The 20,833-nt window shown below is 72.0% G+C and carries 19 protein-coding genes and 1 riboswitch; of the genes, 6 read left to right on the forward strand and 13 right to left on the reverse strand.

From position 1 onward, the window contains the following. Nucleotides 1-3 precede the first annotated feature (3 nt). Together AB0A69_RS04565 and AB0A69_RS04570 are read right to left on the reverse strand one after the other, a co-directional pair. On the reverse strand, nucleotides 4-1,698 hold the full coding sequence (locus tag AB0A69_RS04565) for an ATP-binding protein (protein ID WP_361415298.1): 1,695 nt from the start codon (nucleotides 1,696-1,698) through the stop codon (nucleotides 4-6). A 342-nt stretch (nucleotides 1,699-2,040) separates the two neighbouring features. Beyond that, on the reverse strand, nucleotides 2,041-2,982 hold the full coding sequence (locus tag AB0A69_RS04570; protein ID WP_361415300.1) for an oxidoreductase: 942 nt from the start codon (nucleotides 2,980-2,982) through the stop codon (nucleotides 2,041-2,043). Between the two features lie 104 nt (nucleotides 2,983-3,086). Here AB0A69_RS04570 and AB0A69_RS04575 point away from each other — a divergent pair, with 104 nt between their 5' ends. The 4 genes from AB0A69_RS04575 to AB0A69_RS04590 all read left to right on the forward strand — a co-directional run bounded on the left by AB0A69_RS04575 (nucleotide 3,087) and on the right by AB0A69_RS04590 (nucleotide 4,555). Beyond that, a complete protein-coding gene (locus tag AB0A69_RS04575) occupies nucleotides 3,087-3,701 on the forward strand; it encodes a TetR family transcriptional regulator (protein WP_361416764.1) in 615 nt (204 codons plus the stop codon). Beyond that, on the forward strand, nucleotides 3,698-3,838 hold the full coding sequence (locus AB0A69_RS04580) for a hypothetical protein (protein ID WP_361415302.1): 141 nt from the start codon (nucleotides 3,698-3,700) through the stop codon (nucleotides 3,836-3,838). Before AB0A69_RS04575 ends, AB0A69_RS04580 begins: the two co-directional genes overlap by 4 nt. A gap of 147 nt (nucleotides 3,839-3,985) precedes the next feature. Further along, nucleotides 3,986-4,213, forward strand: coding sequence for a DUF2945 domain-containing protein (locus AB0A69_RS04585; protein ID WP_361415304.1), 228 nt, complete (start codon nucleotides 3,986-3,988; stop codon nucleotides 4,211-4,213). Between the two features lie 9 nt (nucleotides 4,214-4,222). After that, nucleotides 4,223-4,555 (forward strand): DUF3140 domain-containing protein, encoded by a 333-nt coding sequence (locus AB0A69_RS04590; protein ID WP_361416767.1) that lies wholly within the window; start codon nucleotides 4,223-4,225, stop codon nucleotides 4,553-4,555. A gap of 144 nt (nucleotides 4,556-4,699) precedes the next feature. On the opposite strand, the gene AB0A69_RS04595 is transcribed toward AB0A69_RS04590, so the two are convergent. Further along, nucleotides 4,700-7,654, reverse strand: coding sequence for a BTAD domain-containing putative transcriptional regulator (locus AB0A69_RS04595; protein ID WP_361415306.1), 2,955 nt, complete (start codon nucleotides 7,652-7,654; stop codon nucleotides 4,700-4,702). A gap of 374 nt (nucleotides 7,655-8,028) precedes the next feature. Between AB0A69_RS04595 and AB0A69_RS04600 the strand changes: the two genes are divergently transcribed. Next, complete coding sequence (locus AB0A69_RS04600) at nucleotides 8,029-8,190, forward strand: hypothetical protein (protein ID WP_361415308.1); 162 nt, start codon at nucleotides 8,029-8,031, stop codon at nucleotides 8,188-8,190. A 122-nt stretch (nucleotides 8,191-8,312) separates the two neighbouring features. Here the strand turns inward: AB0A69_RS04600 and AB0A69_RS04605 are convergent, their stop codons facing one another. From AB0A69_RS04605 to AB0A69_RS04615, 3 genes are all read right to left on the reverse strand, one after another. Next, complete coding sequence (locus tag AB0A69_RS04605; protein WP_361416770.1) at nucleotides 8,313-9,464, reverse strand: MBL fold metallo-hydrolase; 1,152 nt, start codon at nucleotides 9,462-9,464, stop codon at nucleotides 8,313-8,315. A gap of 124 nt (nucleotides 9,465-9,588) precedes the next feature. Then, nucleotides 9,589-10,383, reverse strand: coding sequence for an SGNH/GDSL hydrolase family protein (locus tag AB0A69_RS04610; RefSeq protein WP_361415310.1), 795 nt, complete (start codon nucleotides 10,381-10,383; stop codon nucleotides 9,589-9,591). Nucleotides 10,384-10,552: 169 nt separating this feature from the next. Further along, nucleotides 10,553-11,458: a LysM peptidoglycan-binding domain-containing M23 family metallopeptidase gene (locus AB0A69_RS04615; protein ID WP_361415312.1), complete on the reverse strand. Its 906-nt coding sequence runs from the start codon at nucleotides 11,456-11,458 to the stop codon at nucleotides 10,553-10,555. A gap of 4 nt (nucleotides 11,459-11,462) precedes the next feature. Continuing rightward, a riboswitch (cyclic di-AMP (ydaO/yuaA leader) is annotated at nucleotides 11,463-11,621 on the reverse strand. Nucleotides 11,622-12,046: 425 nt separating this feature from the next. Here AB0A69_RS04615 and AB0A69_RS04620 point away from each other — a divergent pair. After that, nucleotides 12,047-12,859 carry a tyrosine-protein phosphatase gene (locus tag AB0A69_RS04620; protein ID WP_361415314.1) on the forward strand — a complete coding sequence of 271 codons (813 nt, stop codon included), beginning with the start codon at nucleotides 12,047-12,049 and terminating at the stop codon, nucleotides 12,857-12,859. Nucleotides 12,860-12,883: 24 nt separating this feature from the next. Here AB0A69_RS04620 and AB0A69_RS04625 read toward each other — a convergent pair whose 3' ends face one another. The 7 genes from AB0A69_RS04625 to shc are packed head-to-tail and all read right to left on the reverse strand — an operon-like array spanning nucleotide 12,884 to nucleotide 20,807. Then, nucleotides 12,884-13,000, reverse strand: coding sequence for a DUF6126 family protein (locus tag AB0A69_RS04625; RefSeq protein ID WP_361415316.1), 117 nt, complete (start codon nucleotides 12,998-13,000; stop codon nucleotides 12,884-12,886). Between the two features lie 25 nt (nucleotides 13,001-13,025). Then, complete coding sequence (locus tag AB0A69_RS04630; RefSeq protein WP_361415318.1) at nucleotides 13,026-13,658, reverse strand: helix-turn-helix domain-containing protein; 633 nt, start codon at nucleotides 13,656-13,658, stop codon at nucleotides 13,026-13,028. A gap of 60 nt (nucleotides 13,659-13,718) precedes the next feature. Further along, nucleotides 13,719-15,104: an aspartate aminotransferase family protein gene (locus AB0A69_RS04635; RefSeq protein ID WP_361415320.1), complete on the reverse strand. Its 1,386-nt coding sequence runs from the start codon at nucleotides 15,102-15,104 to the stop codon at nucleotides 13,719-13,721. Then, a complete protein-coding gene (dxs, locus tag AB0A69_RS04640) occupies nucleotides 15,101-17,005 on the reverse strand; it encodes a 1-deoxy-D-xylulose-5-phosphate synthase (RefSeq protein ID WP_361415322.1) in 1,905 nt (634 codons plus the stop codon). The genes AB0A69_RS04635 and dxs overlap by 4 nt, the downstream gene beginning before the upstream one ends. A 60-nt stretch (nucleotides 17,006-17,065) precedes the next feature. Next, nucleotides 17,066-18,088: an adenosyl-hopene transferase HpnH gene (hpnH, locus tag AB0A69_RS04645; RefSeq protein ID WP_361415324.1), complete on the reverse strand. Its 1,023-nt coding sequence runs from the start codon at nucleotides 18,086-18,088 to the stop codon at nucleotides 17,066-17,068. Between the two features lie 5 nt (nucleotides 18,089-18,093). Continuing rightward, nucleotides 18,094-18,774: a 1-hydroxy-2-methyl-2-butenyl 4-diphosphate reductase gene (locus tag AB0A69_RS04650; RefSeq protein WP_361415326.1), complete on the reverse strand. Its 681-nt coding sequence runs from the start codon at nucleotides 18,772-18,774 to the stop codon at nucleotides 18,094-18,096. Beyond that, nucleotides 18,774-20,807: a squalene--hopene cyclase gene (gene shc / locus AB0A69_RS04655; protein WP_361415328.1), complete on the reverse strand. Its 2,034-nt coding sequence runs from the start codon at nucleotides 20,805-20,807 to the stop codon at nucleotides 18,774-18,776. Before shc ends, AB0A69_RS04650 begins: the two co-directional genes overlap by 1 nt. Between the last annotated feature and the right edge of the window lie 26 nt (nucleotides 20,808-20,833).

A 20,833-nucleotide genomic window follows, 5' to 3' on the forward strand; every position in this document is an offset into this window, starting at 1 on the left:
CATCTACTCCTTGTGAGCTTCGTCGTGTCGTACGGAATCGGGCGCGGGGGCGGGGGCCGGGTCGGTGTCGGAGTCGGCGTGCGCGAGCTCCGCCAGGCCGATGCCGCGCCGGAAGGCCGCCATCAGGCCCGGGTCGTGCAGGACGTCGTCGTCGTGGCGGCGTGCCACGGGCGCGTCGCGCAGCTGCGGGACCAGGTGTTCCTGCGCGCGCCGCTTGGGGAGGCGCGGCCGGTCGCCGTGCTCCTCCTGTACGGGCAGGGGCACGGGGTCCGCCGGTACGTACGGCGCCGGCTGCTGCGGCGGTAGGGCGGGCGGCGCGGGCCGCGGGTGTACGGGTTCGGGGCGCGCGGTCTCCGGCGGCGCGGGGGGCGCCGGAGCCCCGCCCGTCGCCGGTACCTCCGCCGCTGCGGCTCCCGTGGCCGAGGCGGCCTGGGGGGTCGCGGCAGGCTGGGAGGCCGCGGCGGAATCGGCGCCGAGGAGTCCCTGCGGCAGGACGAGGACGGCCTGGACGCCGCCGTAGATGTTGGTCTGGAGGCGGACCGCGATGCCGTGCCGCCGGGCGAGTGCCGCGACGACGTACAGGCCGATCCGCCCGTCCTGGAGGAGATGGGCGACGTTGACCTGGTCGGGGTCGTTGAGCAGGGCGTTCATCTTGTGCTGCTCGTCGGCCGACATGCCGAGCCCGCGGTCCTCGACCTCGACGGCGAGCCCGGCCGTGACGTACTGGGCGCGCAGCAGCACGGTGGTGTGCGGCGAGGAGAACAGTGTGGCGTTCTCGACGAGTTCGGCGAGGAGGTGGATGACGTCGGCGACGGCGTGCCCACGCAGGGTGCCCTCGATCGGCGGCACCAGCTTGACCCTCGGGTACTGCTCGACCTCCGCGATGGAGGAGCGCAGCACCTCCGTCATCGTGACCGGGTTGGACCACTGGCGGCGCGAGATGGCGCCGCCGAGGACGGCGAGGTTCTCGGCGTGCCGGCGGACGCGGGTGGCCAGGTGGTCGACGTGGAAGAGGCCCTTGAGCAGCTCGGGGTCCTCGACCTGGTTCTCCAGCTCGTCGAGGAGCTGGATCTCGCGGTGGACGAGGGACTGGAGGCGGCGGGCGAGGTTGACGAAGACCTCGACCTTCTGTTCGTTGCCGACGCTGCTGGAGAGCTGGGACGCCTGTACGACGGCGGTGACCGCCGCCTCGTGGGCGCGGGTCAGCTCGGCCGCGAGCACGTCGAACTCGTCCGCGCCCGGGCCGGGCAGCGGTGTGCCCGGCCGCGGGGGCGGCCGCTCGCCGCGGCGCAGCTGGGCGACCAGGGCTTGGAGGTCGTTCTGGCTGCGTGCGGCGGTGCGGCGCAGGACGGCGCACCGGTCCAGCACGGAGGTGGCCACGCGGTCGGCGCTCAGGGCGGCCGCGGCGATGGCCGCGACGGCGAGCGCCGCGCAGGCGGTCAGCGTGGCCCACAGGGCGGGGGACGGACTGGCGCCGGTGGAACGGATGGTGAGGAGCACCGCGGCGACGCCGCCGAGGGCGACGACGACCGCGGGCGCCACGGCGGCGCCCAGGAGTCGGGAGCGTATACGGGCTTCGGGAGACGGGCCGGGCGGGTTCGGCCTCCCGTGGTGCGGCAGGGGGCGGGCGCCGGACCGGCCGTGCCGCCCGCCTTCACGGCGGTCCGGCCGCGCGGCGGGTGCGCGAAGTTGAGACATCAGCGTCCTTGGTACGTGGGGCCCCGGGAATCGGCGTGGAGGTACGGACGTGCGTGTGTGGAGTGCTGTGGTGCTGTGGTGGTGCGGATGCTGCGGGTGTTCGACCGTGGCGCTGCGGCGAACGCCTCAGGCGTCCGATGAGCCCACCGTTGATCACCGGCCACACACGGTAGTCGGCATACATTCACGTCCGATGGGCAGTTGACAAACTTGCCCGCCAAGCGTCCCGCTCTGGTATGAGGCCTCGTACTCCAGCCCGAAAACACGGAGTTGACGAAAACTGCAGGGCCCCGGTGCGATCCGGCGACCCCGCAGCTCGTACGGACGCGGTCTGACGCGGCCTCAGGAGGCCGGGGTCGGGAAGGCGAACCGTACGTCGGTCAGCCGTTCCGACACCTCCCACAGGCGGCGGCCGGTCTCCGCGTCGGCGGCCGCCGGGGACAGCGCCACCCGCGTGGGGGCGCCGCGCAACTCGCCCCGGCCGTCCGGGCCGAAGAGCTCGCCGCCCTCCGCGCCCGGATCGGTCGCCGCGTACAACTGCGGAAGCGCGCCCTGGGCCGGGGCCTGGGCGAGCGGGACGAGGAGGCGGCCGAAGAGCACCTTCACCAGGCCGACCGGGCCGCTGGTCTGGAGGTTGGTGGCGGTGTAGCCGGGGTGGGCGAGCATGCTGCGCACCGGGCTGCCGGCCCGGGTGAGCCGTCGGTGGAGCTCCCGTCCGAAGACGGCGTTGGCGAACTTCGCCTGGTTGTAGAAGCCCATGGGCGCGTACGCGCGCTCGCCGGTGAGGTCGTCCCAGTGCAGCCGCCCTTTGCGGTGGTTGAGGGACGTGACCGTGACGACGCGAGGGTCGCGCCCAGCGCTCAGCAGGTCGAGCAGGAGGCCGGTGAGGGCGAAGTGGCCGAGGTGGTTGACGGCGAACTGCAGTTCGTGGCCCTGCGGGCTCAGGGACCTCGGGGGTGCCATCACGCCGGCGTTGTTCACGAGCACGTCCAGCCGCGGGTGGTCGGCGCGTAGCCGGTCGGCGAAGGCCCGTACCGAGTCCAGGTCGGCCAGGTCGAGGGGGCGCACCTCCAGGCGGGCGGCCGGCAGCCCGGCGGTGATCTCCGCGGCCGCGCGGCGCCCCTTCGCCTCGTCGCGCACCGCGAGGATCACGTGCGCGCCCCGGCGGGCGAGCGCCCGGGTGGTGGCGAGCCCGAGGCCGCTGTTGGCTCCGGTGACGACGACCACGCGGTCGGTCTGGTCGGGTATCCGCTCGGCGGCCCAGCGCTGCATCTGCTCTGTCATGCGACACACGCTGCCCGTGATGGCACCAAGTGTCAAGACATCACCCAGTGACACGTACGGCATGGCGCTACGATGGCCGGGTGAGTTCCCGTCCAGAAGTGACCATGGCCGAGCGCAAGCGGCAGCTCGTCGCCAACGAATTGACCGAAGCGGCGCTGCAGTTGTTGGCGCTGAAGGGGTTCGACGCGGTCACCATCGACGAGATCGCGACCGCCGCCGGGGTGTCCAAGCGCACCTTCTTCCGGTACTTCGCGTCCAAGGAGGACGTGGTCGTCCAGTTCCTGGCCGATATGGGCGCCGGTATACGGACAGAGCTGGCAGGCCGTGCTGACGGCGAGCCGCCGTCGGTGGCGCTGCGGCACGCGGTCTGGGTGCCCATGGCCGCCTGTGGCGACCGCTCCGACCACGCGGAGAGGGCGCTGCGCGTGGTCCAGCTGATCCTGCGCACGCCCGCTCTGCTCGCGCGCTTCCTGGAGCGCCAGGCGCAGTGGCGCGACGACCTGGCGGCGGAGCTGGCGCGCCGCCAGGGGCTCGACCTGGCGGCCGATCTCTACCCGCGGCTGGCCGCGGGGATGGCGCTGGCCGCCTACGACGCCGTACTGCGGCGGTGGAGCGACAGCGACGGCGCCGAGGACCCGGCCGCGCTGCTGGACCGGGCCTTCGCCGTCATCGCCCCAGCGCTGGACGCCGTGGGGCCACGAGCCGCCGGGGGAGCGTGAAACCGTACGCGCGCGGTCGGCGCTCCCGTACGGCCCGGCCGACGTGCGGCGGCCGCGCCTTCGACCACGCCGAGGGCACGGCGGCGTTTCGACCGGGCAAGGCCCTGACCGAGTACCTCCACGGCGCCGCGAGCTGACGTCCCGGCGGTGCGGCAGCGCGCTGGTCCGGCCCGCCGGGCGTCGCACTCGCGTGGACGGCCCGCGAGCTGCGACCTGGGCGGAGAACCCGCAGGCTGGAAGAGCGGCACCGGATGGTCACGTGTACACGGGAGAGGAGCGCAGCCATGGCGAAGAGCAGCGGTGAGGCCAAGAACCTGAAGAAGGGCGACAAGGTCGCCTGGCGCAGCCACGGCGGTCAGGCGGAGGGCGAGGTGGAGAAGAAGATCACCGAGCGGACGGAGGCGGCGGGCCGCACGGTGGACGCCTCGCCGGACGACCCGCAGTACCAGGTACGCAGCGAGAAGTCCGGCAAGTCGGCGGTGCACAAGCCGTCCGCCCTGAAGAAGAAGTGAGACCGGGTGGTGGACGGCGAGCAGCGGCAGGAGACCTGGGACGACTTCCGTGAGCTGGTGAACATGGCTCCGGGCGAGCTGGAACGGTGGCTGGCCTCCGACGAGTCGCGCAGCGCCGGGCAGCACAAGGACGGGGCGGAGTCCACCGGACATGCCTCAGGCCGCCACATCCTGGAGATCCTCCGGTCGAAGAAGGGGGACCTCTCGGACGACGACTACCAGCACATGCGCAAGGTGGTCGGCTACGTCCGCCGCCACCTGGCCCAGCGCCCTTCGGGCGACGTGCGGGACACCCGGTGGCGGCACTCCCTGATGAACCGGGGCCACGACCCACTGAAGTGACACCGCCGCAGGCGGATCTCATCGGCCGGCGACCCGCACGGCGGCGGGGGCTCCGCGCCCCTCAGCGATCACGCGCACTCCCCCGTCCCACACCAAGGCGCGGACCGTGACGCCGATCCGCGAGCAGACCGGCGGACGACGGGCTCAACCGGCCTTGGTCCCCGTGTGAAGAACCGGGCCGGTCCCGGCCGCCAGTAGATCACGTACGTGGTCGGACTCAGAGGCGTTGATCGCGTCGAAGACGTCCACCGCCTCCTGCCAGCAGGCACGCGCACGATCAGCGGCGCCCATCGCATGGAGAGCCTTCCCGAGAACGACGAGAACGTTGGCCAGGCGCCACTTCCCGCCGAGGTCACGCAGGACGAGGGCCTGCTCAGCGTGTGCTGCAGCCGGAGACGGCCGGTTCGCCGCCAGGTGCGCCTCAGCGAGCCGGAGGTGCGTCATGCCCTCCCACAGAAGCTGGTGACCGTCGCGGAAGAGTGGCAAGGCCTCGCTGAGCTGATGTGTCGCCTCGTCGATCCGACCGGCCTGGGTGAGGGCGACCCCGAGCGCGTAACGGCCGTTGGCCAGGCGCAGAGGTAGGCCTATCCGCTCATAGATGGCGATGCCCTGCTCGGCGAGTTCGATGGCGCTGTCGAGTCGTCCCACGGCGGCATGGACGCGAGAGAGATTGCACAAAGCGCTTGCTTCGCCCACCGTGTTGGCATCAGCCCGGAACCCGTCGACGGCATCCAGCAGGTAGCGCTCGCCGTCGTCGTAACGTCCCTGATAGACGGCGATGATTCCGCGGTCGTTGGGAGCCCAGCACCTGAGCAGGGGATCGTTGGTCTCGTCGGCGAGCTCCATGGCCTGGCGCGCTTCGTCGTCGGCCTCGGTGAAGCGCCCGGCGACCAGGTGGACGTTGGTGAGGGCGGCGCGGGCGCGCCCCTCGGCACCCCGGTCGCCGGAGGCGCAGGCGGCGTCGCGCAGGGCCAGGGCGACGGCTTCGTACTGCTTGGAATGGGCTCCGGATTCAACGAGGTCCTTGGCCGCCCACAGTAGGTCCACGGCTCTGCGCAGCATCCCAGGTCGTCCGGTGGCCTGTTCGACACACGCCAGCAGCGGGCGGGCCTCACGATAGAGCCAGTCCTGGGCGGCATGCGGCTCGGCGAAGACCAGTCCGGGGCAGCGGGGATCGGACAGGTGCGCGGGGAGTCGGTCGCCGGGGCGTTCCAGAGCGTAGACGCCGGTAGCGGTGGCCAGGTAGAAGCCCAGGAGGCGTTCCAGCGCCGCCTCCCGTTCGCTGCTCGGTTGCTCGTCACGTTCGGCGCAGGCGCGCGCGTACAGGCGTACGAGGTCGTGGAAGCGGTAGCGGCCGGGTGTGACCGACTCGAGAAGGGAGCAGTCCGCCAGGCTTTCGAGGAGGTCCTCGGTGTCCTGTTCGGGCAGGTCGAGGATGGCGGCCGCGGCGGCTAGGGAGATGTCGGGTCCGTCGGCGAGGCCGAGGAGGCGGAAGGCGCGGGCCTGGGCCGGCTCCAATTGGCCGTAGCCGAGTTCGAAGGTGGACTTGATGGCGAGGTCGCCGGCCTGAAGCTCGTCGAGGCGGCGACGCTCATCGGCGAGCTTGGCCGCAAGGACGGCGACGGTCCAGGTGCGGCGGGCGGCGAGACGGGATGCCGCGATGCGGATGGCGAGCGGCAGGAAGCCGCATGCTTCGACAACGTCGAGGGCGGCTTGCCGATCGGCACGCACGCGTTCCTCGCCGACGATCCGGGTGAAGAGGAGCAGCGCCTCCTCTGGGCTCATCACGTCCAGGTCGACCAGGTGCGCCCCGGCCAGCCCCGCCATCCTCACGCGGCTGGTGACCAGAGCCGCACAACCGGCGGTGCCCGGCAAGAGCGGGCGGACCTGCGCGGCGTCGCGAGCATTGTCGAGCAGGACCAGGACGCGACGGTCGTCGAGGAGCGATCGGTACAGAGCGGATCGCGCCTGCAAGCTGTCGGGGAGATCGGCTGAACGGACCCCCAGGGTATGCAGGAAGTCACCCAGAACGGCCTCGGGTTCGGCTGGACGACGTCCTGTGCCTTGCAGGTCGACGTAGAGCTGGCCGTCGGGAAAGTGCCGGCGGGCGGCGTGCGCGACGTGGACGGCGAGGGTGGTCTTGCCGATGCCGCCGATTCCGGCGAGCGCGGAGATCACCATGACCCGGCCCTCGGCGCCCGCGGACAAGGTGTCGCTGAGTTCCTCGACGAGGCCGGAGGAACCCGTGAAGTCAGGGACGGTTGCGGGCAGTTGGGCGGGTCGTACGCGGACGGCGCCGGCAGGCGTACTCGGTGCCTCAGCGCGGGCGAGGTCCGCATCGGCCTGCAGGATGCGCTGCTGGAGCTTGGACAGATCGGGGCTCGGGTCGACGCCGAGCTCATCCGCGAGGAGCCGACGGGTGTCCGCGTAGACGGCGAGCGCCTCGGCTTGCCGGCCGCTGCGGTACAGGGCGAGCATGAGCAGTTCACGCAGCCGCTCCCGCAGCGGGTAGGCGGCGGTGAGAGTGGTGAGTTCGGGTACCACCTCCGCGTGGCGGCCGACCTCCAGGTCGAGCTCGATGCGGACCTCCAGCAACTGCAGGCGCCACTCGACCAGCCGCGCACGCTCGGTTTCGGCACGCGGACCAGGCACACCGGCGAGAGGCTCGCCGTCCCACAGGCTCAGCGAGCGGTCCAACAGCATGCGGGCGGCCTCGCGGTCACCGGACGCGCGGGCCGATTCAGCCTCGGCGGCGAGGCTCTGGGCGACACCGAGGTCCAGCGAACCCGGGGGAAGACGGAGGGCGTAGGCACCGGATTCCGTCACGAGGTGCGCACTTGAGAGAGTCTTCCTGAGCCGGGACATGTAGGTGCGCATGACGGCCAGGGCTTGCGCCGGTGGGTCATTGCCCCAAACGGCATCGATCAGTTCCGGCGCGGTGACGGTACGGCCGTCTCGCAGGAGGAGGACGGCGAGCAGGGCGCGCTGCTGAGGGGAGCCGGAGGGAAGGGCGTCGGATCCGCGCCAGGCGCGGAGCGGGCCGAGCACCGCGAACCTCAGATTCGCCTCGTCTGCGGCTGTCACATCGTCTCGGACCACGGTTCCTCCGACGACGCCCCGCCCGTATGCAGGACGTACACCATTCGTATATCCCCAAAGGCCAGCATGGTTGACCTGACGTCCACCACCAGACTGCCCAGTCCGGAGGATCACGCGTCGCGAAGGGTACCCCGGGATGGCCTCCCGGGGTCCTTGGCGTACCAATTTCTCTCAACTCTATTGCGAGCGGGCGGCTTTGAGCTACCGTCAGAGCATCGTCACGCCGTTGCAGGGTGCCGAGGGTCCTCTAGCCAAGGGTCCGCTGACGCAGCTCTCCCACAGCGTGTCGATGCCATCACGGACTGGGCATTCGGACGTTAGGAGAGCGCACTCTCATGCAAGTCACGAGCTCGACAGCAGGGTTGCTGGCCGGCGTGATCATTTCGTTGGCCTACTTCGCACTCGTCGCCCACCTGGTGAAGTCGCTGCGTGCCACGCACCGGCTCCCCACGGTCATCGTGGCGGTCTCAGGTCTGATCGGAGCGCTACCGGCGATCCTCTACGCGCTGTACCGCTCCCTCAGTGTGATCGCCTGACCGGGCGCGCAACCGAGGTCAGCGGGGCTGGGGCTGCGGCACCGTGCGTGTCGTGGCCCTGGACCCCGAAGCGCCATGGAAACAGCGCCTACGATCCCGCCGAGGTCATCCCTCGCTCGGCGTCACCGACCACCCGCAAGGTCGAGATCGTGCCCGGGTGCCTCGGAAGGTGCCTTCGCCGGCCGGGGCCGGCGCCACGGGTGAGCGACAGGGTGGGACACCCCGCGCCACCACGGCTCCTCGGGCAGCCGCCCCGTCGGCTCGAACGGCTCACCCGGCCGCGGGAACGCCGCCGCCTGGCCGGCCTCCTCGGACGCGTCCCTCGTCCACTCCCCCGGCTCCGCCCACGGGTGTGGCGCCAGGTTGAACGTGCCCCAGTGGATCGGGAGCAGCACGCCCGCCGCGGTCCCGCCCTGGAGGTCCAGGTGGGCGCGGACGCCTTCGGCGGGGGTCATGTGGATGTCGGGCCAGAACTCGCTGTACGCGCCTATCTGGATCATGGTGGCGTCGAACGGGCCGTGCTCGGCGCCGATGTCCCGGAAGCCCGGGAAGTACCCGGTGTCGCCGCTGTGGTAGACGCGGTGTTCCGGTCCGGCGACCGCCCAGGACGCCCAGAGCGTGTGCTGCCGGTTGCGCAGGCCGCGCCCGCAGAAGTGGCGGGCCGGGGTGGCGGTCAGCCGTACGCCGCCGACCTCCGTCGACTCGTGCCAGTCCAGCTCGCGCAGGCGGGACGCCGGCACGCCCCAGTGCTCCAGGTGGGCGCCGACGCCGAGGGGGACCGCGAAGAGGGTGTCCGTGGCGGCGAGGGCGCGGATGGTAGGCAGGTCCAGGTGGTCGTAGTGGTCGTGGGAGATCACCACCACGTCCACCGGGCCGAGCGCGGCCAGGGGCAGTGGTACGGGGTGCAGCCGCCGGGGTCCGGCGAAGGGGAACGGCGAGCACCGCTCGCCCCACACCGGGTCGAAGAGGACGCGGACGCCGTCGATCTCCGCGAGCACGCTGGAGTGCCCGAGCCACGTCAGGCGCAGCCCGGACGCCGGGGGCCGGGCGAGGTCGGCGACGGTGGTGGGGTGCACGGGGATGGTGCCCGCCGGCGAGCGGCGCCTGCGCCCCTCCTTCTCGAAGTACGTCTTCGCGAACTCGACGGCCGAGCCGGAGGGTCTGTGCCGGGCGCCCACGGGGTTCTGGAACACCCCGTCCGCGAAGTGCGGCGAGCGGCGGATGCGCTCCAGGCGCTCCCCCGCCGGGTCCGCGCCGAAGGCGGCGGGCCACAGCGGGCGCGGCCGGGACCACGACGGTCGCGTGGGCGTGGCGTCGGAGCCGGTCACGGCACCTCCAGGGCTCGGGCCTCCCATTATGGGCGGGGGGTGTGACAGCCGGGGGTGCGGGTCCGGCTCGCTACAGCGGCAGCAGGTCCGGGCGCTTGGCCGAGACGTGGTCGCCGGAGGATTCGCCGCGCAGGCGGCGGCCGATCCAGGGCACCAGGAACTCGCGGGCCCACTGGATGTCGTCGCGGCGCACTTCCAGGGTGCCGCGCGGCGGCAGGGGCGGCCACGGCTGGTCCGGGTCGGCGGGCACCTCCACGCCCAGGACCTGCCCGGCGCGCAGGGCGACACGGGTGTGGCCCTCGGCGGACAGGTGGAGCCGGTCCGCGTCCCAAGCCCGCCTGTCCTGGACGGTCTTGAGGGACCAGAGGTCCAGCACGGGGCAGCCGTAGCGGTCGGCCACGGCGCGCACATGGCCGTTGTACGTGGCGATCTTGCCGCGCAGATGGCGCAGCACCGGCACGCCGCGGGTGTCGAAGCCGGTCGTCACCAGCACGGTGCCGACCACCGAGGTCAGATCGGCGACGGCCCGCTCGAAGCGCTCGGCCACGTCGTCGGGGTCGCTGCCCGGCCGGATGATGTCGTTGCCGCCCGCGCAGAAGGTCACCAGGTCAGGGGTGAGCTCCTTCGCCCGCGGGAGCTGCTCCTCGACGATCTGGTCGAGGAGCCGGCCGCGTACGGCGAGGTTCGCGTACCGGAAGTCGTCGGGCTCGGGCAGCCGGTCGGCGAGCAGCACCGCCAGGCGGTCGGCCCAGCCGACGAACGTCCCGTCGGGTCCGGGGTCTCCGACGCCTTCGGTGAAGCTGTCACCGATCGCCACGTACGACCCGAATACGCCACTGTCTCTGAAGGTCGAATCGTCTGCCACGGGAGCACATCCTGCCTCCTTCCATGTGACCTACGCGACCGTAAGGAGGGGTTGACGTAGCGTGAGATACGCCACCGGTCAAGATTCACCCAAGCCGGAATACGCCGCCGCCCGACACCGTGGGGCACGGTGCCGGGCGGGGCGGGATCGGCGGTGTGCCGACGGTGCGTCAGATCGAGACGCCGTGCTGGCGCAGGTACGCCAGCGGGTCGATGTCCGAGCCGTAGCTGGGGCTGGTGCGGATCTCGAAGTGCAGGTGCGGGCCGGTGGAGTTGCCGGTGGAGCCGGAGAGGCCGATCTGCTGGCCGCCGCTCACGCTCTGGCCGGAGGAGACGGAGAGCTGGGAGAGGTGGGCGTACTGCGAGTAGGTGCCGTCGGTGTGCTTGATGACGACCTCGTTGCCGTACGAGCCGCTCCAGCCGGCCGAGACGACGGTGCCGGGGCCGACGGCCTTGACGCTGGTGCCGGAGGAGGCCGCGAAGTCGACACCGGTGTGGTAGCCGGAGGACCACATGGAGCCGGAGGCGCGGTAGGGGGTGGTGATCGAGGAGTCGACCGGGGCGGTGAAGCCCGAGGCGCTGCTCTTCGGGGCGGACTGCGCCGGGGCGGCCTTGGCCGCCGGGGCCTGGGGCTTGGCGGCGGAGCGGGAGGCGCGGGCCTCACTGCGGTCCTCGTCGGCCTTCGGCTTCGCCTTGGCCGGGGCGGCCTTGGCGCCGAGGGTGAGCTCCATGCCCGGCAGGATCAGCGACGGGTCCTCGCCGATGACCTCGCGGTTGTCCTTGTACAGCTTCTGCCAGCCGCCCTTGACGTTCTTGTTGTGGGCGATCTTGGCGAGGTAGTCGCCGGCGACCACGGTGTACGTACGGGGCGCGGGCTTGGCGGCGGCCTGGGTGGTCTGCGCGGCGGCGACGACCTGCTGCGGAGCGGTCGCCGGCGCGGCGCTCTGCTCCGCGGCGTGCGCACCGGTGGCGCCGAGCAGCGGGAGGGCGATGGCCGCGCCACCGGTGCTGGCGGCGACGAAACCACGCGTGAGCGTGCTGGACTTGGGACGGCGGTGCTTACCCTTGGCGGGCATGGCGAATTCCTCTCCGGCGCCTGCGAGGTGAGCTGTCGGGTTCGGGCTGGAGATGCCCGGCCGCGTGGTGACGCGACTTAACCCCGAGCCGGTCCCGGAATTCCGGGCTCGGCGGACTTACCTTGGGTCCCCCGCTCCTGCCACACGTGGGTGGGTGCTGAATTCCGGGCCGGCGGCAGGATTCGGCGGTCCGGCCGGATTGCGGTGACCGTAGGACAGCCGGGTCGGCGCGAACAAGCCGCCGCTTTCCCTCGTGCATTCCTTTGCGCCGTACCGCTACGGAATACCGGTCACCCTCCGTGGATTACGGATCATGAATTCCCGCTGGGTGCAGGGGAATTGTGGAAGAAGCCCGGCCACGGACGGTCACTTTTATGACGCTGCTCACGTGCCGAGACCCATCTCCCTTGCTATCGGGGCAGGTTATGCCGAACGCCCCAATACGGACAGAAGCGTCATACCTCGACGAGCCGTCGCGGCGGCCGCGGCCACGGCCGCGCGGATGATTGCCCCGGGAACCCAATGTCGTATCGTCGGATCGCGACATCGTCGGCGGCCGGCGCCGACGTCAGACGCGGAGGAGTCCCCGTGACGCAGCAGGTGCCGCAGGCCCCGTCGAGCGAGCCCGATCTGTCCGGTGTGCGTAATTTCCGGGACGTGGGCGGGCTGCCGACGGTGGACGGGCTCCGCGTCCGGCACGGGCGGCTCTACCGCAGCGGCCACCTGGCGCACGCCACCGGTGAGGACGCGGCGTTCCTCGGCTCCCTCGGGCTGCACACGATCTTCGACTTCCGCAACGCCGCCGACCAGAAGCTCGAAGGCCCGGACATCGAGCTCCCCGGCGTCCGGAACGTGAACATCCCGCTCACCGACCCGGCCGACGGCGCCGAGTTCTGGCGGATGGTCCGTGACGGCGACCTCGACCAGCTGCGCTCGATCCTCGCGGACGGCCAGGCGGCGGCGCGGATGTCCGAGTCGTACCGCATGATCATCAAGGAGCGCACGGCGGAGCACAGCCGTGTGCTGCACGCCCTCGCCGAGGACAGCGTCCCGGCGCTGATGCACTGCGCGGCGGGCAAGGACCGGGCGGGGCTGTCGATCGCGGTGACGCTGCTCGCGGTCGGCGTGGAGCGGGAGGCCATCGAGGCGGACTACCTCAAGTCCAACGACCCGCACCGCCGCTACAAGGTGCACCGCAGCGACAGCTCCCCGGCCGGTATGTCGCCCGAGGTGATGGAGCTGCTCAGCCCGCTCTTCGACGCGCGCCTGGAGTACCTGGGGGCGGCCTTCGCGACGATCGAGGAGACCTGGGGCACGACCGAGCGGTACCTCTCCGAGGGCCTGAAGCTGGCGCCCGAGACGCGGGAGCGGCTGCGCGAGCGGCTCGTCGACGCGGGCTGAGCCCCGGGCCCGGGCGGGCCGCCGTCAGCCGGTGCCCAGCGCGAAGAGCAGGTACAGGAACGCCGCGAAGAGGTGGCCCGCCACCAGGTAGGCGAAGAGCCGGATGACGAGCCCGCGCGGGAACTTCACTTCGTAGGACATGGGGTTCTCCCTCTCCGGGGGTCCGTCAGCGGTGGGTGCCGGTGCCGCCGAGGCACAGGTCTGCCGCGGCGCTCCGCAGCAGCGTGTGCACGAAGAGCAGCTCGGCGCCGCGGCGGCCGGCCGCGGCGATGCGGTGCGGGGTCAGCGAGTCGAAATGCGCGCTGTCGCCGGGGTCCAGGACGTGGACCACGTCACCGAGCACGAGCCGTACCCGGCCGGTGAGGACGTACAGCCACTCCTCCCCCGGGTGGACGCGTACGAGATCGCTCTGCCCGGCGGCGTACGGCACCTCCACGCGCAGGGCCTGCAGGGCGCGGCCCGCGCCGCCGGCCTGGTGGTACGTCCAGCCGTCCGCCTCCACGGGCTCGGCGCGCCCGGCGCGGACGATCGGGTCGCGCTCCGGCGGCACCTCGCCGAGCAGCTCGGACACCGTCGTACCGTAGACACGGGCGAGGCCGAGGAGCATGGGCAGCGAGGGCTGGCGCCGACCGGTCTCCAGGCGGGAGAGGTGCGCGGGTGACAGGTCCGCGCGCCGGGCCGCGGACTCCAGGGTGAGGCCGCGGCGGCGGCGCAGCTCGCGCAGCCGGGGCGCGACGTCCGGCAGCGGCTCGCTCCGGTCTTCCGGTTCCGGGGACGGAGCCCCGGCAGGGGTGGTCATGCCCCCATTGCGCCAGGAAGAGACCCGAGAGGCAATTTTCTTGCCTCGGAGGCAAAAAGATCAGCGGTTGGCGACCGCCTGCTTCATCAGCGTCTTGCCGAAGTCCCACATCAGGCCGCCGCCCGCATGGGCCTCGTCCATGACGGCGGTGAAGGCGGCCACGAACCGGTCCACCTCCCGCTCCCCGATGATCAGCGGCGGAATCAGCTTGATCACCTCCAGGCGGTCCCCGGAGACCTGCGTGAGGATCCGGTGGCGCTGGAGCAGCGGGACGACGACCATCTGGGCGAACAGCCCCTTGCGGGCAGCCTGGAGCATGGTCCAGCGGCTGCGCAGGCCCAGCGAGGACGGGCGGCCGAACTCCAGGCCGATCATCAGGCCCCGGCCGCGTACGTCGTGCAGCAGCTCGTAGCGGTCCACCAGCGCCGAGAGCCGGGTCTTCAGCAGTTCACCGGTGAGCCGGGCGTTGGCCACGATCTCCTCGTCCTCCAGGACGGAGAGGACCGCCAGGCCGGCCGCCATGGCCTGGGCGTTCGAGCCGAAGCTGGCCGAGTGGACGACCACCCGGTCCATCGACGAGTACACCTTCTTGAAGATCCAGTCCTTGCCGAGGGTGGCGCCGACCGGCACGTAGCCGCCGGACAGCGACTTGGCGACGCACAGCAGGTCCGGCTCGACGCCGTCCTCGTGCTGGTACGCGTAGAAGTCGCCGGTCCGGCCGAGCCCGGTCTGCACCTCGTCGGCGATGAGCAGCGCCTTGTGGCGGTGGAGCAGCTCCTGGGCGGCGCGCAGGAAGCCGGGCGGCGCCTCGTGCACGCCCTTGCCCTGGATGGGCTCGACGATGAGGGCGGCCACGTCGCCCCGCTTCAGCTCGCGCTCCAGCGCGTCCAGGTCGCCGAGCTCGATCGGGGTGTCGGGCAGCAGCGGGGCGAAGCCGTCGCGGAAGCAGTCCTCGCCGTTGACCGAGAGGGAGCCGGTGGTCAGGCCGTGGAAGGCGTGCGCGCAGTAGACGACGCGCGGCCGGCCGGTCGCGCACCGGGCGAATTTGAGCGCGGTCTCCACCGCCTCCGTGCCGCTGTTGGAGAAGAACGCGCGGTCCAGGTGCGGCGAGTACGACAGCAGCCTCTCGGCGAGCAGGCCGGGCAGCGGGGCGCAGTCGAAGCGGGTGAGGTCGGGCAGCTCGGCGTCGAGGACGTCGTGGAGGGCCTTGCGGACGACGGGGTGGTGGCGGCCGACGCCCATCACGCCGAAGCCGGCGAGCATGTCGAGGTAGTCGTTGCCGTCGGCGTCCCAGAAGTAGGCGCCTTCGGCCCGCTCGTAGACCTTGTCGAAGCCGATGGTGTGGAGCATGCGCGGAAGCTGGTGGTTGAGGTGCCGGGCGTGAAGGTCGTAGCGCTCGGCGCCGCGGTCGGCGAGCAGCGCCGCCAGATCGAACTTCTTGCTCATGCTTCGTTCTCCTTGCGTGCCGGCGCGGTGCTGCTGCCCAGCGCGGCGCTGATCCGTCCGGCGATCTCGACGGGGGTGAGTCCGACATCGGCCAGCACCTCACCGCGCTTGGCGTGGGGCAGGAACTGCTCCGGGATGCCGAAGGTGCGCAGCGGTACGTCGATCCCGGCGTCGCGCAGCGCCTGCCCGACCGCGCTCCCGACACCCCCGGCGCGGCTGCCGTCCTCGACGACGGCGACGAGGCGGTGCATCTCGGCCAGCGGCGCGAGCTGATCGTCGACCGGCTTGACCCAGCGCGGGTCGACGACGGTGGTGGGCAGCCCGCGTTCGCCCAGCAGCCCGGCGACCTGGAGGCAGACGGGGGCCATGACGCCGACGGCCACCAGCAGCACGTCGGCTTCGCCGTGGTCGGGCCGGTACAGGACGTCCATACCGCCGATGCGCCCCACGGCCGGGACCGGCGGACCCGCCGCCTCCTTCGGGAAGCGGACCACGGTCGGCGCGTCCGGCACGTCGACCGCCTCGCGCAGCTGCGCCCGCAGCTGGCCGACGTCGCGCGGGGCGGCGATCCTGAGGCCCGGCACGACCTGGAGGACCGACAGGTCCCACACGCCGTTGTGCGAGGCGCCGTCGGTGCCGGTGACGCCCGCCCGGTCCAGGACGAAGGTGACGCCCAGCCGGTGCAGGGCGACGTCCATCAGCACCTGGTCGAAGGCGCGGTTGAGGAAGGTGGCGTACACGGCGACCACCGGGTGGAGCCCGGCCGTGGCGAGCCCGGCGGCGCAGACGGCGGCGTGCTGCTCGGCGATGCCCACGTCCCAGACCCGGTCGGGGAAGCGCTCGGCGAACGCCGCCAGCCCCACCGGCTGGAGCATCGCCGCGGTGATCGCCACGACGTCGGGCCGCTCGGCCCCGATGGCCGCCATCTCGTCGCCGAAGACCGACGTCCAGGAGGGTCCGCCGGCCGGGGCGAGCGGCGCGGCGGTCAGCGGGTCCATCGCGCCCACCGCGTGGAAGCGGTCGGCCTCGTCCTCCAGGGCGAGCGGGTAGCCGCGCCCCTTCTCGGTCAGGCAGTGCACCAGCACGGGGCCGTGGAAGCGCTTGGCGCGGCGCAGCGCCGCTTCGACGGCCTCGACGTCATGGCCGTCGATCGGGCCGACGTACTTCAGGCCCAGGTCCTCGAAGAGTCCCTGCGGGGCGATGAAGTCCTTGAAGCCCTTCTTGGCGCCGTGCAGCGACCCGTACAGCGGCTGCCCGATGACGGGCGTGCCGCGCAGGACGTCCTTGCCCCAGGCGAGGAAGCGTTCGTAGCCGTCGGTGGTGCGCAGGGTGGCGAGGTGGCTGGAGAGGCCGCCGATGGTCGGGGCGTAGGAGCGCTCGTTGTCGTTGACGACGATGACGAGGGGACGGTCCTTGGCGGCGGCGATGTTGTTGAGCGCTTCCCAGGCCATGCCGCCGGTGAGCGCGCCGTCGCCGATGACGGCGACGACGTGGTCGGTCCTCCCCCGCAGCTCGTTGGCCTTGGCGAGGCCGTCGGCCCAGCCGAGGACGGTGGAGGCGTGGCTGTTCTCGATGACGTCGTGCTCGGACTCCGCGCGGGACGGGTAGCCGGACAGGCCGCCCTTGCCGCGCAGCTTGGAGAAGTCCTGGCGGCCGGTGAGCAGCTTGTGGACGTAGGACTGGTGGCCGGTGTCCCACAGGACGCGGTCCGCCGGTGAGTCGAAGACCCGGTGCAGGGCGATGGTGAGCTCCACGACGCCCAGGTTGGGCCCCAGGTGCCCGCCGGTCCTGGCCACCGCCTGGATGAGGAACTTCCGGATCTCTTCGGCGAGTTCGCCGAGCCGTGTACGGTCCAGCGCCTTGAGGTCGCGCGGCCCCCGGATGTTCTCCAGCATCGTCACGCTTCGGACCCCCTCTCTGGTCGGTTCAGCCGGCGGTGTCGGCGGGCGTTCCCGGGGGGCTCACCCCCGGCCGCCGGAGACCGTCTCGCGGGTCGCGCGCAGCGACTCCTTCAGCGAGCTCATGGTGGCGAGGACGGCGGTCGGCTCGTAGCCGCAGTGCGCCATGCAGTTGGCGCAGCGCGGGTCCTTGCCGCGGCCGTACTTGTCCCAGTCGGTCTCCTCGATGAGCTGGCGGTACGTCGGGACGTAGCCGTCGGCCATCAGGTAGCAGGGCCGCTGCCAGCCGAAGAGCGAGTAGTTCGGGATGGCCCAGGCGGTGCAGGGGAAGTCGGCCTTGCCTTCCAGGAAGTCCAGGAAGAGCGGCGAGTGGTTCAGCCGCCAGCGCCGCCGGTTGCCGCCGGCGAACGCCTTCCGGAACAGCTCGCGGGTCTGCTCGACGCCGAGGAAGTGCTCCTGGTCGGGCGCCTTCTCGTAGGCGTACGCGGGCGAGATCATCATCTCGTCGACGCCGAGGTCGTCGTTGAGGAAGTTCAGCACCTCGATGACGGTCTGCGGGGTGTCGGTGTTGAAGAAGGTGGAATTGGTGGTGACCCGGAATCCGCGCCGTTTGGCTTCCTTGATGGCCGCCACCGCCTCGTCGAACACGCCCTCCTTGGCGACGGATTCGTCGTGGCGTTCGCGCAGTCCGTCGATGTGCACGGCGAAGGCGAAATATGGCGACGGCCGGAAGTCCTCGATCTTCTTGCGCAGCAGCAGGGCATTCGTGCAGAGGAACACGTATTTCCGGTGGGCCACCAATTGCCGCACGATTTCATGGATCTGCGGGTGCATCAGCGGCTCGCCGCCCGCGATGGAGACCATCGGCGCGCCGGACTCCAGGACGGCCCCGACCGCCTGGGCGACCGGCATGCGCTGCTTCAGGACCCCGGCCGGGTGCTGGATCTTCCCGCAGCCCTCGCACTTCAGGTTGCACGCGTAGAGCGGTTCGAGCTCGACGATGAGGGGGAACTTGTCGCGCTTGCGGAGCTTCTGCTGGAAAAGATAGGTCCCGACCCGGATGGTCTGGCGAAGCGGCATGGCCATCTGGCTCACCTCCTGGGGAGCAGCAAAGAACGGTGCCATTCATAGAAAGCAGGCAATACAGCACGAAGAACGCGGAATGCAGATATTCCCCCGCGCACCGTGCCGATCCGGACGAGTTCGTGCTCGGGAGCGTCCACGACCACCCGGACGGCTGCAACCGGGCGCGGCCCGGCGCTCAGGGCGGCACCGAGGGTGGCGGCCGACTCCATGTCCACCGCGATGGCGCCGGTGGCGCGCAGCGCGGACCGCTCCTGTCCGCGTACGACGTGGTCCGAGCCGGTGAGCGGGCCGGTGTGGACCGTGCGGTGCCCGGGTACCGCACCGGTCAGCGCCTTGACCAGCAGCTCCGTGCCGGTGCAGTCGGACCGGCCACCCGGCCCCCAGGTCTCGTCGGCCACGACCAGGTCCCCCGGGTGCATCCCCGGGGCCAGGCCCGCGCAGAAGCCGGAGGCCACGACCGCGGCGCCCCGCAGCGGTTCACCGGCGAGCGCCCGGGCCACCGCCCGCTCGGCGCTCGCGGGTCCCATGCCCGTGCGCAGCACGGTCACCGGGCCGGGCGCGGCTCCGTGGCGCCGCCGGCCGCGCAGCGCGAAGCGCTCGATGCCGAGCGCACAGGCGATGAGCAGCGGCGGGACCACGAGCTCGCCGGAACCGGGTGGCTCCGGTCGCTCCGGTTCGGCCGCCATCAGGCCCCCTTGTCGAGCGCGCCGGAGCGGCCGAAGGAGGGCTCACCGTGCACGTACCGGCCGAGCGCGGTGAGCGGGAAGACCTGCCGGTACAGGTGGTAGTTGATGGAGAAGTCCCACGGGAAGCCGGTGCCGGTGAAGTACGGCTCGTCCCAGGAGCCGTCCTCGCGCTGGGTGGCGGTCAGCCAGCGGACGCCGCGCTCCACCGCCTGCGAGTCGCGCTCCCCCGCCGCGAGGAGCGCCATCAGCGCCCAGGCGGTCTGGGAGGCGGTGGAGGCGCCGTGGCCGATCCACTCCTCCTCCCGGTAGGAGCGCAGGTCCTCGCCCCAGCCGCCGTCGTCGTTCTGGACGGACTCCAGCCAGGAGACGGCGCGGCGGATCGCCGGGTGCGAGCCGGGCAGGCCGGCCGCGGTGAGCGCGGGCACCACGGACCCGGTGCCGTACACGTAGTTGACGCCCCAGCGTCCGAACCAGGCGCCGTTCGCCTCCTGTTCGGCGAGCAGCCACTCGATGCCCCGGCGCGTACGGGGGTGGTGGGCCTTGCCCTCGTGCGCGAGCATCTCCACCACGTGCGCGGTGACGTCGGCGGACGGCGGGTCGATGACCTCGCCGAAGTCGCAGAACGGCAGCCGGTTCGGGAAGGGGCTGGTGTTGTCGGCGTCGAAGGCGGCCCAGCCGCCGTCGCGCGACTGCATGCCGACGGTCCAGTTGGCACCGCGCCGGACCGCCGCCTCGATCTGCTCCGGGTGGGGGTGCTTGACCCGGCGCAGCGCGAGGATCACCTCGGCGGTGTCGTCGATGTCGGGGTAGGTGTCGTTGTGGAACTCGAACGCCCAGCCGCCGGGAGTGAGTCCGGGGCGCTGGACGGCCCAGTCGCCGGGGCGGACGATCTCCTCGCCGAGCATCCAGTCGGCGGCCTTGACCAGCGCCGGGTGGTCGGGGCGCAGGCCCGCGTCGACGAGCGCGATGGTGGCGAGGCAGGTGTCCCAGACGGGCGACTGGCAGGCCTCGATCATGCGGGCGCCGTCCTCGCGCCAGACGGCGAACCGGTCGAGGGACTCCAGGCCCGTGCGCATCACCGGGTGCTCCAGGTCGTAGCCGAGCAGGTGGAGCGCGATCAGGGAGTAGACGGCGGGCGGCTGGATACCGCCCCAGCAGCCGTCGTTCTCCTGCCGTTCGATGATCCAGCGGGCGGCGGTGTTCATCGCGGCCTTGCGCAGCCGGCGGGGGGCGACCCGGTGGTAGACGTGCAGGGCCTTGTCGAGCCGCTGGAAGGCTCCCTCCCAGGTACCGACCGGGGCGAGGGGCTTGGACGGACGGGGCACCCGGGGGTCGGTGTGCAGCTCGTCGAGCGCGAACGGCGCGGGACGGACGGGCCGCTTCGCCGAGACGATGGTGAGCGGCACGATGGTCTGCCGGGCCCAGCAGCCGAAGTCGTAGATGTTGAGCGGGAACCACCGGGGCAGGAAGATCAGCTCGGGCGGCAGCTCGGGCAGGTCCTCCCACTTCCACCAGCCGAACAGGGCCAGCCACATACGGGTGAAGACGCGGGCGGCGGCGATACCGCCGCGCTCCCGGATCCAGGCCGCGGCGCGGGCCATGTGCGGGGCGTCGGGCGGGTCGCCCGCGAGCCGCAGGGCGACGTACGCCTCGACGGTGGCGGAGAGTTCGCCGGGTCCGCCGTAGAAGGTGGCCCAGGTGCCGTCCGCGCGCTGTTCGCCGCGGATGTGCAGGGCGGCGGCGCGGGTGATCGTGTCGTCCTGGATCCCGAGGAACTGCCGGAGCATGAGGTCCTCGGCGTCCATGGTGACGTTGGTCTCCAGGTCGCCCTTCCACCAGCCCTCGGCGTCCTGCCGTTCGAGGAGGTGGGCGATGGACCGTTCGGCGGCCCGGGCGGCGGCTTCGCGGACGTCGCCCGCCGCCGGGGGCGCCGGGCTCGTAGGCGGCGTGGGCGTCGTAGGAGTGGTGGTCGTGGTGGCCGAGGCGGCGCGGGGGTCGAGGGCCCCGGTGCTTCCGTCGGTCGTCGCTGTCATGGCTTCCCCTTCGTGCAGTGGATGTG

This window comes from Streptomyces sp. NPDC045431 (genome assembly GCF_040646655.1).
GTDB lineage: Bacteria > Actinomycetota > Actinomycetes > Streptomycetales > Streptomycetaceae > Streptomyces.

Coding starts and splice junctions, on each gene's coding strand:
- AB0A69_RS04630 (WP_361415318.1), bottom strand. CDS start 13,658: ATGACCACCCCTGCCGGGGCTCCGTCCCCGGAACCGGAAGACCGGAGC.
- AB0A69_RS04575 (WP_361416764.1), top strand. CDS start 3,087: ATGGCCGAGCGCAAGCGGCAGCTCGTCGCCAACGAATTGACCGAAGCG.
- hpnH (WP_361415324.1), bottom strand. CDS start 18,088: ATGGCCATGCCGCTTCGCCAGACCATCCGGGTCGGGACCTATCTTTTC.
- AB0A69_RS04570 (WP_361415300.1), bottom strand. CDS start 2,982: ATGACAGAGCAGATGCAGCGCTGGGCCGCCGAGCGGATACCCGACCAG.
- shc (WP_361415328.1), bottom strand. CDS start 20,807: ATGACAGCGACGACCGACGGAAGCACCGGGGCCCTCGACCCCCGCGCC.
- AB0A69_RS04635 (WP_361415320.1), bottom strand. CDS start 15,104: ATGAGCAAGAAGTTCGATCTGGCGGCGCTGCTCGCCGACCGCGGCGCC.
- AB0A69_RS04650 (WP_361415326.1), bottom strand. CDS start 18,774: ATGGCGGCCGAACCGGAGCGACCGGAGCCACCCGGTTCCGGCGAGCTC.
- AB0A69_RS04625 (WP_361415316.1), bottom strand. CDS start 13,000: ATGTCCTACGAAGTGAAGTTCCCGCGCGGGCTCGTCATCCGGCTCTTC.
- AB0A69_RS04585 (WP_361415304.1), top strand. CDS start 3,986: ATGGCGAAGAGCAGCGGTGAGGCCAAGAACCTGAAGAAGGGCGACAAG.
- AB0A69_RS04565 (WP_361415298.1), bottom strand. CDS start 1,698: ATGTCTCAACTTCGCGCACCCGCCGCGCGGCCGGACCGCCGTGAAGGC.
- AB0A69_RS04615 (WP_361415312.1), bottom strand. CDS start 11,458: ATGCCCGCCAAGGGTAAGCACCGCCGTCCCAAGTCCAGCACGCTCACG.